Consider the following 13,581-nt stretch of genomic DNA (forward strand, 5'->3'; position numbering starts at 1 on the left):
CTATCAGAAGGAGGAGTTGCGGTGCAAAACAGCAGCATGACCGACATTATCTACGATTATTTTTATTCCCGCATCCTGTTCGGTTATTTTCTTCCGGGGGACCAGCTCCCCTCCATCAGCTATATCTGTCGTCAGTTTCAGGTGAGCGCCCTGATTGTACGGACCGCTTTCGCCAGACTGCGGGAGGAGGGCATGCTTGAAACCATTGAACGCAAAGGCAGCACCGTCACTTACCGACCCGGCAAAGAGCAGGGGAGGCTGTACCGGGAATCCTTTCTTTCCCGCAGGGAGGGTATGGAGGACATCTGCCGGCATTCCGATATTATCTTCGGCTCCATCGCCCAAGTCTATATGCAAAAACAAACCGAGGATTCCATCCATCAAATCCGGACGCAGCTGAAAAAGAGGAAAGGTCATCCCGCCAAGCAAATCACCATGTTCTACGCCGAAGCGATGCAGCCACTGAACAACCCGTTGGCTATCAACCTGCACTGGGAGATTGTCCGCTACCTTCGGATTCCCTATTTCGAGGCTGCTAATTTCGGCGACACAGGAATTCAGGCGGAGGACCATATCGAACGGATGCTGACACTGATTGAGGCGGGAAACGCGGAAAAAGCGGTAGAAGTCATGCAGGCGTTCAACCGGGACGGGCCGCGGTTGTTCATCAAGGGCCTGCCGTTTATGATGAACGGGGAGCCGCCAGTGGAACAAATCCCATTCAAATGGCAGATTTACCGGGAGCATCCGCAGCTTTGCTATACACTGGCTGCGGAACTGATGAGCAAAATCGACGCTCAGGCTTACAAGCAGGGGGAGTTTCTTCCCTCCTGCCAGGCGCTGGCGCAGGAATACGGCGTTTCTCTTATCACCATGCGGCGGACGCTGGAGCTTTTAAACAATATCTGTGTGACCGAAACGCTTAACGGCGTTGGAACCCGGGTGCTTTCTGGAAAGTCTGCTGGAATGCCCAAGCTTTTCCAGCCAATCCAGAAGATTCTTGTTTTGTATCTGCAGGCTCTGCAGATTGGAGCCCTGTCCTGCCATGACGTTGCCATACACACTCTGTCTTCGCTTGATGACGATGGTTATGACACGCTCGACCGGATAATTGGCCGGCATATAGAAGAACGCAGGGCATTCCTGCTGGCGGAAACCTGCCTGCGCTTTATCGGCGGGCACAGTCCCTCTGCTTTTGTTAAGGAGGTTTACCATCAGCTTTACCACCTGCTCCTGTGGGGACATGCCCTGCATTTCTTCTCTCAAAAGATGGACGCCAGCCAAACGCACGAGGCCTATGCCCACAAGCTGCGGGATGCGCTCAGCCGCCGGGATGCGGAGAGCTTTGCCTCCCAGTATGCCGAGCTGATGGGCCTGTTCCTCAAGGGGACGAAGCTTCTACTTTTGCAGCTTGGTTTTGAGGAGCAACAGTTGGTATAGGGCAGGATTTTCCGGCGGGTTATCAAACTTCAGAAGTTTGCCGGCAGGGCGGAAGAGTGATCCTTTTTTCCGCCTCACAACGGAAAACGCCGCCCCTTCTCTCCATTGGGCGGCGTTTTCTGTCATGTGATAGCTTTTATTATTTAATTTTTTGCCCGTGTGACGGGCTTTTTTGCAGTTTTCCTATTTTATATAACCCTCAGCATCCTCTGCACCAGATATGCAGACACCTGCACCCAGTATCTTTTTTCCAACAATGAGATAGACGGTACAGCCCTTCCCGGGGCTGGAATCAATCTGGAGGCCATAATCCGGACCATAATAAAGTTTAAGGCGTTCGTCCACATTTTTCAGGCCCACACTGCCTTTCCCTTTCCTCTTACCGGTCTGCGGCTCTTCAGGATTAAATCCCACCCCGTTATCCGCCACCGTGAATATGAGCCTTTCACCCATCTCCTTCACTGTCACTGTAACATAGCCGGGACCGTCCAATGGTTTGATGCCATGGTAAATACTGTTCTCCACAACCGGCTGAAGAATAATCTTTGGAACCGTATAATCCGACAGCTCATCTGCTTCGCCAATCTCATAGTTTAACTTATCTCCATACCGCTCCTTTTGGATATAGAGGTACTGCCGCATATGATCCAGTTCATCAGCCACGGAGACCAGTTCTCTCCCACCGTTTAAGGAAAGGCGGAAGAAAGCAGCCAGGGATTTTGTAAGGGCTATCACTCTTTCGCTGTCATTAAACTCAGCCATCCAGACAATCGTGTCCAGGGTATTGTAAAGGAAATGGGGATTAATCTGGCTCACCAGGACGTTTAATTCGGAATGGCGCAGCGTCTCTTCTTTCTCCTTAATCTCATCCATCAAAGCCCGGATACGGCGTATCATACGGTTATAATTTCCCGCCAGAAGTTCCACTTCATAAAAGCTGTTCCTGTGCACGGAAATCTCCGTGAGTTTTTCTATTTCACTCATCCCACGCTCTAAATCAGCCATGGGAGCGGCTAATCGCCGTGTAAAAAGAATTCCAATGAACAGCACGGCCAGAAAAAGCAGACCGCCGGTTAAAAGTAATGCCTCAAACAGCTGCTGCTCCAGCATTTTCAGATTATCCAGGGAAACCACGCCAACCATGGTCCAGCCGGCATTTTCAATGTTGGTCCGGTAAGTCAGTTGATTCTGCCTTTTATTATAAACGTCCTCTGCTTTCAGGATTTCCAAAAGCTGCCGCTTCTTTTCGGGATCAGAAAAGTAGCTGGTGTCTTTGTGATAAACCGGCTCCCCCTTATCGTTTAAAAGAAAAACATACCCTTCTTTTCCAAGATTTAATCTGCGCAAATGGTCCTCAATGACGCTGTACCTCATATCCATCAGGAGGACGCCAAGGTTTTCACCGGAGCTGTCCGTGATTTCCGTGCTCACGGAGATTACCCAATTGTCCTTGTCGGCGGAAAAACTCTGCATTCTGGCGCCGGTGAGCACCGGCATGGTATTATGGATTGCATCCGTGTACCAACCTTCCTTCATCATATCTTCAGAGACCGACATATCCAGATTTTCCTCATTAGAAAGGATGCGCCCATCCTTGGACACCACCACGAGCGACTTGATGTAAGCATCATTACTAAGAATCGTCATAATCTGCCCCATCAAATCTGGCTCCGGAGTATCTTCCTTTCCGGAAAGATATTGCCGGAGCATGGGATCCGCCGCAAAGACATTGGACTCCCCTTTTATTCGGGCAATGTAGGTAGAAATATTGGCACCACTCATCTCCAGCTGATCACGTGTCTTTAAAACCGTTTCATCCATCATCAGATTGGCCGCAAAAAAGTAGATGGCCCCGCTGAGCACCATCACAATCATCAGACCGGCAGCCAGATAAAACATGGATATCTGCACACCGAACCTGCGGAACCAGCTCTTAATGCTGATTTTTTTTGCTTTACCTTCCATGTCCCGCCCCCATTCTGAACTCTTTAGGCGTTTTCTGAAACTTGCGCCGGAAACAGACGCTGAAATAGTTGGGATCCTCAATTCCAACCGCCGCGGATATCTCATAGTTTTTCATCTCTGTGGACAGGAGGAGAATTTTTGCCCGTTCTAACCGGAGATTCTGCAGATAATCCCTGAAATTCTCTCCAAAAGTCTTTTTAAACAGCGTACTTAAATAGCTGAGACTGTAGCCCAGCTGCTCAGCCATCACACCAAGGGAGAAGCCGGGGTCGGCCAGATGCTGTTCCAGCACATCGGTCAACTGACCTTTTATCCCCGCATCGCTGTCACTGCCTGCAATCCGGGCCAACTGTCCAACCGCCCGGCGCACAGCGGCAAAACCTTCCGCATCCTTTTTCTTTTCAATCAGGCGGAAAAGCAGTTTCTGCACATCGTTACGGGAAAGGGGCTTTAACGCATAGTCATCCACACCAATCTTGATGGCCCGGATTGCGTAATCGAGATAGTCATAACCCGTAAGTATGGCTATTTTTACCGCAGGGTCCCGCTCCTTTGCCTGTCTGCAGAACTCAAGACCGTTCATTTTGGGCATATTGATATCGGCCAGAATGAGATCAACCTGGCTGGTTTCTATGATTTTCAAAGCACCTTCACCATTTTCCGCCTCAAAATATTCTCCTATTCCAAGACCGTCAAAGTCGATGAACGCCCGGATTCCACGGCGGAGAATGCTCTCGTCGTCCACAACCAGCAGGTTATACATACCGATTCCTCCTTCATGGCACGTTTATAACTGTTTTTAACAGCTGTTTTTTAAGTCTATTATACAACGCCGGGACCAACGGTACAAGACCGTCAGCCCCGGTGTCAAACATTTCAAAGTCTTTTTAATCGTGAATTCTAAGGTCATCGTACCGTATCAGTCGAAAATGGATTTTAAAAATCCATAGCCTTCCGCCTCCAAGTCCCCATATGGAATGAACCGGATTGAAGCGCTGTTGATACAATAGCGAAGCCCTCCTAACTCCCTGGGACCGTCGTCAAAGACGTGGCCTAAATGGGTATCCCCGGCCCGGCTGCGTACCTCAGTGCGCACCATGTTAAAGCTGGTGTCCTGGTTCTCCTTTACCACATCAGCTATAATGGGTTTGGAAAAGCTGGGCCATCCGCAGCCGGATTCAAACTTATCAACAGAACTGAACAGCGGCTCTCCGGTCACAACATCCACATAAAGTCCTTTTTCAAAAGTACTGCTATACTCGTTCGTATAAGGACGCTCTGTATCTCCCATCTGTGTCACCCTGTACTGAATATCAGTGAGCATTTCTTTCAGTTTGGCATCGCTCGGTACAGGATAATCCTCCACTTTTATGAGGCTGGCCACATCAGCCATATCAAGTCCGCTTTCCCTGATGAACTCGTCGGCGTCATTTAAATCGATGTGACAGTAGCCGCCCGGGTTTTTATCCAGGTAGTCCTGATGATAGTCCTCTGCCATATAGAAGTTGCTCAGCGGCAGTACCTCTGTGGCGATGGGGGAACTGTATCTTTCCTCCTGTCTGGCCACGGCGGCTTTGGCGATTGCCTGGTCGGCTTCATCCACGTAGTAGATGCCGGTACGGTACTGGCTCCCCCGGTCATTTCCCTGCCGATTTACGCTGGTGGGATCCACCACCTTGAAAAAGCCATCCAACAGCTGATCCGTTGAGATGCGGGAGGTATCATAAACCACCTTCACCGTCTCGGCATGGCCGGTGTTGTTGTAGCACACCTCCTTGTAGGACGGATTTTCCGTGTTTCCGTTGGCATACCCCACATCGGTGCTGCTCACACCGGGGAGCTTCTTTACATAAGCTTCAATCCCCCAAAAGCATCCTCCCGCCAAATAAATCGTGTGTAAATCCTCCCCACTTATCATCATGTCCTCCTGTTCTGCTGTCATTTTTTTCTCCTTTCCGCTGTCCATCACGCTATCATCCATGGACAGACTTTCCGTTTCTCTTTTGGCGCCGGCCGCCATTCCTGCCTCGGCGGCAGAGGCGGAACACCCGGCCAATGTGAGGATGGCCGCAGCCAAAAGAAACACTCCGGCTGATCTTACTGAATTCTTCTTCATGATCTGCTCCTTTCGCGTCGATCCGCTGTTTTTAATCAGTTTATTGCCTCAAATGTACTCTTAATGGTTTCGTTATCAGCGTGGCCCGGAGCCAGGCTTATGAGAACACCGTCCGAACCGATATACTCGGAGGTAGGGAATCCCCGGACGCCTGCCCTGTTTGTATATACGCCATCGATATCCAGCAATACCGTAATGTTCTCTGTATGTTCGACGCCGGCAAACCAGGTTTTAAAGTCCTCATCGTTCTTTTCCCCTTTGCTGCCCGGAGCAACAATGGTCAGTACCTTAAACCCGTTGTTCTCTGCGGAAAGAGTGTTGATGTCTTCCAGCCCGCCTAAACAGATTGGACACCAGGAGGCCCAATACTTGATATAGACCTTCTCACCGGCAAAGTCAGACAGTTTTACCGTATTTCCATTTAAATCCATCATCTCAAAATCGGGCGCCGGATTACCCTTATTCATTTTTTTTGTATCCATGTTCCTATCCACCCCGCTGCCCATCTCTTCACTATTTACCATAGGGAATGCATTTCGCGGTTTCCTGGCGCCATACGCGGCAAATGCAAAAAACGCGAGGCACAGAACCGGTATGATGAAGTATTTTCGTTTCATAGTATCATCCGCCCTTTCTTCTTTAATTAATCAGCATTAATATCTTATCCAGATTATCAGTCATCAGGAGTATCCCCATCATGATAATGACAATTCCCCCTGCAGCTTTGATTTTGCCCAAGTGCTTATTGAGCTTTTTTATTCTCTGCAGCAGCACATCTGAAAAAAGTGCCAGTATCAGAAATGGAATCAGGAAGCCCAGGGAATAAACCGCCATCAGAAAACCGCCATAGAACGGCCGGCTGCTTGTGGCCGAAAGTACGAGGATTGCACCCAGCACAGGACCGATACAGGGTGTCCAGCCAAAGCTGAATGTCAGTCCCAGAAGGAACACACCAAAGTAATCGCTTCGATGAGAACGCTTTAAATTCACTTTTTTCTCATAGGAGAGCCATTTGATATGAATCAGTCCTGTCTGATGAAGCCCCAGGACAATCACAATCAATCCTATCGCAATCATAAAAAAACTGCTTCCTATGATGGATCCCAATGCCCCGGCCCCGAAACCGAGAATGATAAAACAGGTGGAAATACCTGCTACAAACAGGCAGCTCTTAAACAATGTCCGTATCCTTCTCTGAAAAATATCCTCCTGTGCCGCCCCGCTGCCCGCGGAAAAAACGGAAATATATACAGGAAGCAGCGGGACGATACAGGGTGAAAAGAATGACAGCAGTCCCGCCGTCAGCACCGTACCCAGATAAAGTGTTTGTGCAGCCATATACACTCCTCTCCTTTCGTTCATTTTCTTTTCCTTGTATGCTTATTCTAATCCTTTGGCGCCAGGTTTGTAATAGGTTCATTTATGGTGTTTCTTTGATTTTTTGTGGTAAATAAAACATGGAAGACAGTTCAAAAGTTTTTTGTGGACGACTTGGTTTTCTCCGGATCATCCGCTTCGATTGATTGATAAAGCAACTGATTGGAGTTTCATCTACGGTCTGATCCGGAATAAATACTCTCTGGATGCAGGACGGCCAACTGTAATATTTGTCCGAATAACGAAGTGTTGGAATACAGAGCAACATACTGTGAGGAGTATCGGGAGTACAAAAGCTGTGGGCATGTGTGTGAAAGCTGCCCTTATCTTTCCCAATACAGGGAGCCGCGACCATGTAAAAACGGTGACGCGCCACATCTGGGTACCATACATGGAGATGTGCGAAGATATTCGTCATTCCACAGGAATGAACGAACTATATGCGCTGCGGATAAACCATAGAGAGATTGTTTGGAACAGCAAAAGAGAATCATGGCTTCCGGTATACGCAGATGATAGGGAAGGCCCGGATGGAGATGAAAGCAGGGCTGATGTTTGCGTGCATGAATCTGAAGAAGCTGGCAAAATGGTTAAAAAAGCAAAAAAATAGCCGTCAAAACGATGGATAGCTGACACCATCCGCATATTCCCTATTGTATGGATGATATAATTCTTAACCAAATTAATCCAAGATACTATGTGCTTCATCATTTGAGGGACATCATTACCTACATGCTTAAAGTATCAATTCCCTGCGTCGTAGACGTCATAGCCTCGTCCAGCCTCTCTGCCTCCCGGACAAAGACATGCAAAATATCAAACGCTTCCGGAACATCTGCAAGTGTACAAACACTTACACAGTAATTAATCCATGGAAATCTTTTCGTCATCCGATACACGATGGTCATTACATCAGGTTCTGACATCGGCATAAGGGTATAATACATTATACAGAAGGGGACTGGCGTAATGCATACCATGATGTCAGGAACTTTTTTAAGAAAAATGGCTTGGAACATATCCAGGGCTCAGGATATTTTCAATGCGTTTGTATCCAAGTCAAAATTTATCCCTTTCTTTTGCCCACTATTCATATACTAATTCCTCAGAAACCCTGTAAGCAGGTTTTCTTTTGCTGAACCATTATACCATGTACACTCCTTTAAATTCTCTGCAAGCTCTGGTGTTTGCTTCAGTGCAAAAATTGCGGCCCAAAAACGTCCGTAATCCTCCTCCCTCCCTTTATCTTCATAGACCCGGACCAGCGCTCTGTCCACGCAGTTTAAATCCTCAGACTCAAATATTTCGTCCACTTTATCATAAAGCTGTTCCAGGATATCCTGTTCCAGCCTATCTGTATCAAAGCTCAACTTAACTTTGAACATCTTTATGTCCTCCCTTCCTGATACTGTCAATTCCATTTATCATTTACAAAAACCTTATTGTTTTTAATTCTTCTTTATAGCCTACGGTTGTTCTTATATTTTATGATTCCGGGTACCCATTAGCAATATTAACCTCCAGGGCCTGTCAAACACCTGTCAAACGATTTCCATTTTAATAACTGTATATCTTCTAATCCTTCTCTCGTTTACAGATTCACGTCCAACATCATACCTGTCCTTAGCTGGATTTGAAGTTTGTTTTTCGATATCACACGTATCTCCCGGACGATCTGCCGTATGAAGATATTATCAAATTCGGCTCCTGAGGTCCCGCCTGTCTCACATATGATTCGGCTGACTTCCTGGTCCAGATATTCATACTCGTCCCTTATCTTTTCCTGCTCTCGTATGCTTTCCCTCCTCTTTTTTAATTCGCTTATCTGTAATCCCAGCTTTCTCATTCGGTCGCTGTACCAGTTCTCACCACCATGTTCCCTGGCTGCCATGCCCACATAGTCCATAAGTTGGTCACGCAGTTCCTCTATGGTTTTATCAATCTCTTCCTCTGTACACGCTCCTCCTACAACCTTGGCCGCCCGGAGGATATCTTCCTTTACCCCGTTTAAGAAGTTTTCTTCCTCCTGGTCAATTGACAGGCTGTGCAGCTTTCCCATGATTGCTTCCTGAATGACCTCCTCCTTTAACGTAGGTGATTCATGGCACCGCTTCGTCCCATGCTCCAGACGGTTGATACAGCGCCACACGATTACCTTCTTCCCATTTTTTGCCCAGGTTGTCCTGCGGTAATGGGCTCCGCATTCATTGCACACCATGATTCCGGTCAGTGCATATTTAGAACTGTACACCCCCTGGGCTGTCTTCCCTTTCCTGGTTCCGGCTTTTTTTAACGAGGAGCGTCGGGCAATCTCCTCCTGTATCTTGTAATAGACTGTCTTCGGGATGACTGCCTCATGATGATTCTTCACATAATACTGCTTCTGCTGGCCCGAGTTCTTCACCCTCCGTTTGGTCAGGTAGTCTGCCGTGAACGTCTTTTGTAACAGCACATCTCCCATGATTTTTTCATTGGTCAGTATGTTGTAGATGGTACCCGTACTCCATGTTTTCTTACCGGTAGTGGTTTCTATCCCTGCGTCCTCCAGTCTGTGCTTGATTCGTTCCAGGCTGTCCCCGTCCAGAAACCACCGGGCCATGTTTCGGATAACAGCCGCTTCCTCCTCCACGATGCACATCTCTCCGGTTGGCGCCTTCCTGAATCCATAGCTTCTCTGTCTTGTGGATTCCCCCTTTTCAAACTTTCTCGCATACCCCCACTTGACGTTGGTGCTGATGGCACGGCTCTCCTCCTGTGCCTGGCTGCTCAAGATGGTCAGTATCATTTCGGTTGAGTCATCCAGGGTGTTGAGGTTTTCCTTCTCGAAGTACACGGCCACGTTCTTTTCCTTGAGCTTTCTCACCCAGGAGATGCAGTCCACCGTATTCCTGGCAAACCGGCTGATGGATTTCGTAATGACCATGTCCACCTTCCCCTTCATACACTGGTTCATCAGCTGATTAAAGTCATCCCTGCGAAAGGTATTGGTCGCGCTGCGTCCATCATCCGCGAAGACACCGGCGAATATCCAGTTGGGATTCTGCATGATGTGCCTGGTATAATATTCAATCTGTATGTCGTAACTGGACTGCTGCTGTTCCAGCTCCGTGCTGACACGGCAGTATGCCGCTACCCGCAGCTTCCGAATTTCCCCGGCCGACTCATCCGTCGGGTTCCAGGTTGCCGGGATGACCTCCACGATTCGTTCCGCCCTTGGCACATAATCCCTCCTTTCCATCTGCCGCCTTAGTCCGGCTCTCCCGTTTCTTCCGGCCGTTTTCTTCCAATCTGGTCTGTACTTGTGTAAACAGTTCCCGTGTCACCAGAGCGGGAAATTTCTTATCCCCAAGGTAAACAGGGTTGGTAAGGATATTTCGGATGCAGCTGTGGCTCCATGCCGGCCTTCCTTTCTGGTTGGGTATGGACTGGCTCTCCAACTCGTTTGCCAATGCTGTCAGTGACATCCCCTTCGCGTAGGATTGGAATACCATCTGGACGATTGGGCTGTATTGTTCATGAGTGATTGGCACTTCCTGTCCATCCAGCCAGTATCCGAAGGGGACGCAGTAACGTATGTTTTTCGTTTTCTTATCTTTTGTTTTTATTTCTGGATATTGAAGTACCACCGCTCTATTTATCAGCTCAAATTTCAGGCTTCTGTCCGGCTGGACCTCTACTCTCTTGATGATTTTGAATACGGATGCATCAATTGTTTTAAGCGAATCAATTGAATCTGCCTGAGTGGAAGCATTCACCTCCCGAAGATATTCCTCTATCTGATGGGTCAAGTCTGCCCATTTTATCTCCTGGTATCGCTTGGCAGCAATCTGAAAGTATAGCTGCTCCATCCATTCATCGTCTTCATTGCATCGCTTCCAGCACACATTTAATTCAGATTCCATAAACTGTCTTTCTTTGATGAGCCCCTTCAGTATCTTTTGGGTTTCCTCATGGTACAGGGTTGGCTCTGTTTTCATCCGCATAAGTGCTTGTGAGAACATTCCATCCAACTGCTTCTCTGTCAGGATGGGCATCTTACATGGTTCCTTCATGGCCGGGTCGTAATGCCTGCATTTCCAATATCGGATCTTTCTCCTGTCCTCCTTGCCGCTCTGCTTATAGATGGAATATACCCCGCCGCAGCTGCTGCATATCAACCGGCCTGTATACATGGATGTTCTCTGGATGGAGCCGGATGAATGACGCTGGTTCCATAAGTCCCGGGAGCGTTTCAGGCACTTTTGTACCCGTTCAAACTGCTCTTCTTCAATCATTCTCGGGTACGGTTCCACTCCCAGATAGTCCTTGTTACGCAATATTTTTCGGATAAGGGCGGGTGTCCAAGATGGTTTTTCACGGGTGGTAGGTGCCTTCCTGTCCTTTAGCATCCTTACTATCTTTTTGATGGATTCTCCTCCGTCATATGCATCAAAGATAAGCTGTACAGCCTCACTCTGCTCTGGATTCATTCTCATGTCTCCGTCAACCAGACGGTACCCGTAGGTGATATAGTTGTTCACATGGCATCCCTCCTGTCATATGACTGGCTCATATAGGTTAAGTCCGCACCGCAGATGGAAGCCCAGCTCCCGTTTCTTTCCCACAGAGACTTCCCGGACCAGGAGGATAAACTGGTCACCATCGAACGCCTGCATCTTCCCATCATATCCCTGGAGCTGATGCAGGGTGGCCTGTAATCCTGTGATGGTATCCTGGTGGGTACCTCTACTGTGCAGCTGTTTCTCTTCTGACCTGCATCTGCTTAGCTCCTGTTCAATCTTCCGGCTCTCCTCAAAATAAAGAGCAGAGTCGATACACTCATTTGCTTTTAACCGCCTGAGTATATGTCTCTGCTCTTTTAGTTCCAGTTTCTTTTGATTTAACGCTGCTGATTCCTCATGGAGACCATTGGCCTTCTGTATCCTCTTTACCCCTTGTATGATTGGACCAAACAACTCATCCGCATGTCCCACGAGAGTATTAAAGGTATTCACAAACGTGTTTTTTATATCCTCTTCCCATATCTCATTGATAAAGCACTGGCATGCCTCTGACCGGTGGCCCGGGCATCTCCACTTGATGGACACACCCTTTCGTCTCTGCTCCTTCTTACGGATGAACACTCTCCCGCATTCCCCGCACACCACCTTCCCGCTTAGGATATAGGCTTCTCCACGTCCACGCGGGTTCATCTTGGCCTGTCTGCCAAGACGGTACTCCTTTATCTGTTGTAACCGCATCTGTTCATTCCTACTTAGGATGCCTTCATGGTCATCCCTTATAAAATACTGTGGCTTCTTTCCATGGTTTTTCTCTGTCCGGAACGGCACCGTCCCAGTCGAATAGGTCTTCTGGTGAAGACAATCACCCACTGTTTTCTCGTTGAACAGGATCCGCAGGACCGCTTCGGAAGACCAGAGCCCGCCATAAGGCGCCGGTACTCGGTTTCCATTCAGGTATTTAGCTATCCTCACCCCGCTCATCCCATTCATGTACATGCTGGCCATCCTGCGGACCCATGCTGCCTCATCCGCCTTGACAGCCAGCTCCTTCTCTTCATCCTTATCGTAACCATACGGCCGTCTGCTTATCACGAATGTACCATGCCGAAACCGGTTCACCGCTGACCAGTGGACGTTTTGGGATATGTTCTCTGACTCCTGCTGTGCAACCGCACCGTATATAGTCAGGATTCCCTCGCTCTCCTCTGTCATGGTATTCAGGCGTTCCTTCTCGAAATACACACTAACCCCTATTTCCTTCAGATGGCGGACCGTGGATAAGGTGTCCACTGTGTTCCTGGCAAACCGGGTAATTGATTTGGTCAGTATGAGGTCTATCCTTCCTTTTTCGCACTCCTCCAGCATCCGTTGGAAGTCCTCCCTCCCCCATCGGCTGGTTCCGCTTATGCCCTCGTCCGCATAAATTCCGCAGAATTCCCAGTCCGGATTTTTCTGGATTAGCCCCTTATAATACTCCATCTGTGCGTCATAGGAATGATACTGGCCATCGTCATCCGTGCTCACACGGCAGTATGCACACACCCGTATGCTCCGTATCTGGTGTCCTGTATGCTCTGGTATGGTCTTTGGGATGCATATTACTTCTGCCACTTGCTGCGCCTCCTTTCCTCCGTTTTCAACAAGACACATTACCACACTTCCTGCACCATATCAAGTATCAGTTCTCCGAATTTTCACATTTTCATACCACATGTTGGGAACATATCCTCTGGTACTTCCGAAGGACCATGTCATACATGACAGGGTCAATCAGCCTTTGGCGCAGCAGCTCATCCAGTATCTTTTGTACTTCTCTGAATCGCAGGTATTGAAGTAGCTCCATTGTTTCCATAGTTCCTCCGGAAATACTCTATTTCCACCTCACGGATTTCCTCATGCGTATCGCTCCTAAAGCTGTTATGGGAATGCCCATCTGTAACACCTTCATCCATTCTGGCCTCGTTCCATTCCACATCCATGCAGTCATCCCGGAAGAACGGCTGCATGATCTGGCATCGAACCCACCTTCTCTCTGTTTCTTATTTGTGCTTCTATTTGACACTACTCCCCGAAGCTTGTCCAGAAGGATACCTGGACAGGGCAGCCAGTCCGCCTGCCTGCAGCGCACAGGCATCATAGGAATTCCACCTCCTCCGGGTTCTCCGGAGGCCGCCCTCATTG

12 protein-coding genes and 1 pseudogene are annotated in these 13,581 nt (G+C 48.4%); 2 read left to right on the forward strand and 11 right to left on the reverse strand.

Annotated features, from left to right (window positions below; translation table 11 throughout):
• Nucleotides 1-21: 21 nt before the first annotated feature.
• Nucleotides 22-1,440 carry a GntR family transcriptional regulator gene (locus LI015_RS26050; RefSeq protein ID WP_227126647.1) on the forward strand — a complete coding sequence of 473 codons (1,419 nt, stop codon included), beginning with the start codon at nt 22-24 and terminating at the stop codon, nt 1,438-1,440.
• A 183-nt stretch (nt 1,441-1,623) separates the two neighbouring features.
• On the opposite strand, the gene LI015_RS26055 is transcribed toward LI015_RS26050, so the two are convergent.
• The 5 genes from LI015_RS26055 to LI015_RS26075 all read right to left on the reverse strand — a co-directional run bounded on the left by LI015_RS26055 (nt 1,624) and on the right by LI015_RS26075 (nt 6,859).
• Nucleotides 1,624-3,405, reverse strand: coding sequence for a cache domain-containing sensor histidine kinase (locus tag LI015_RS26055; RefSeq protein WP_227126648.1), 1,782 nt, complete (start codon nt 3,403-3,405; stop codon nt 1,624-1,626).
• Nucleotides 3,395-4,168, reverse strand: a complete 774-nt coding sequence (locus tag LI015_RS26060) for a response regulator transcription factor (protein ID WP_227126649.1) — start codon at nt 4,166-4,168, stop codon at nt 3,395-3,397. The genes LI015_RS26055 and LI015_RS26060 overlap by 11 nt, the downstream gene beginning before the upstream one ends.
• A gap of 156 nt (nt 4,169-4,324) precedes the next feature.
• Complete coding sequence (gene msrA, locus LI015_RS26065) at nt 4,325-5,521, reverse strand: peptide-methionine (S)-S-oxide reductase MsrA (protein ID WP_227126650.1); 1,197 nt, start codon at nt 5,519-5,521, stop codon at nt 4,325-4,327.
• A 35-nt stretch (nt 5,522-5,556) separates the two neighbouring features.
• Nucleotides 5,557-6,138 (reverse strand): redoxin family protein, encoded by a 582-nt coding sequence (locus tag LI015_RS26070; protein WP_227126651.1) that lies wholly within the window; start codon nt 6,136-6,138, stop codon nt 5,557-5,559.
• A 22-nt stretch (nt 6,139-6,160) separates the two neighbouring features.
• On the reverse strand, nt 6,161-6,859 hold the full coding sequence (locus LI015_RS26075) for a cytochrome c biogenesis CcdA family protein (protein ID WP_118018442.1): 699 nt from the start codon (nt 6,857-6,859) through the stop codon (nt 6,161-6,163).
• Nucleotides 6,860-7,117: 258 nt separating this feature from the next.
• Here LI015_RS26075 and LI015_RS26080 point away from each other — a divergent pair.
• A pseudogene (locus tag LI015_RS26080) lies at nt 7,118-7,497 on the forward strand (transposase); the annotation flags it as partial.
• A gap of 498 nt (nt 7,498-7,995) precedes the next feature.
• Here LI015_RS26080 and LI015_RS26085 read toward each other — a convergent pair.
• The 6 genes from LI015_RS26085 to LI015_RS26110 form a co-directional block, all read right to left on the reverse strand.
• Nucleotides 7,996-8,283, reverse strand: coding sequence for a hypothetical protein (locus LI015_RS26085; RefSeq protein WP_002568771.1), 288 nt, complete (start codon nt 8,281-8,283; stop codon nt 7,996-7,998).
• A 206-nt stretch (nt 8,284-8,489) separates the two neighbouring features.
• On the reverse strand, nt 8,490-10,118 hold the full coding sequence (locus LI015_RS26090; RefSeq protein WP_227126652.1) for a recombinase family protein: 1,629 nt from the start codon (nt 10,116-10,118) through the stop codon (nt 8,490-8,492).
• Nucleotides 10,060-11,418 (reverse strand): recombinase family protein, encoded by a 1,359-nt coding sequence (locus tag LI015_RS26095; protein WP_227126653.1) that lies wholly within the window; start codon nt 11,416-11,418, stop codon nt 10,060-10,062. Before LI015_RS26095 ends, LI015_RS26090 begins: the two co-directional genes overlap by 59 nt.
• 15 nt (nt 11,419-11,433) lie before the next feature.
• On the reverse strand, nt 11,434-13,011 hold the full coding sequence (locus LI015_RS26100) for a recombinase family protein (RefSeq protein ID WP_227126654.1): 1,578 nt from the start codon (nt 13,009-13,011) through the stop codon (nt 11,434-11,436).
• A 91-nt stretch (nt 13,012-13,102) separates the two neighbouring features.
• Nucleotides 13,103-13,252: a hypothetical protein gene (locus LI015_RS26105; protein ID WP_166460048.1), complete on the reverse strand. Its 150-nt coding sequence runs from the start codon at nt 13,250-13,252 to the stop codon at nt 13,103-13,105.
• 18 nt (nt 13,253-13,270) lie between these two features.
• Nucleotides 13,271-13,581: hypothetical protein (locus LI015_RS26110; protein ID WP_227126655.1), on the reverse strand; the 311-nt coding region annotated here is incomplete at its 5' end.

It is taken from the genome of Enterocloster sp. 210928-DFI.2.20 (assembly GCF_020554465.1).
GTDB lineage: Bacteria > Bacillota > Clostridia > Lachnospirales > Lachnospiraceae > Enterocloster > Enterocloster bolteae.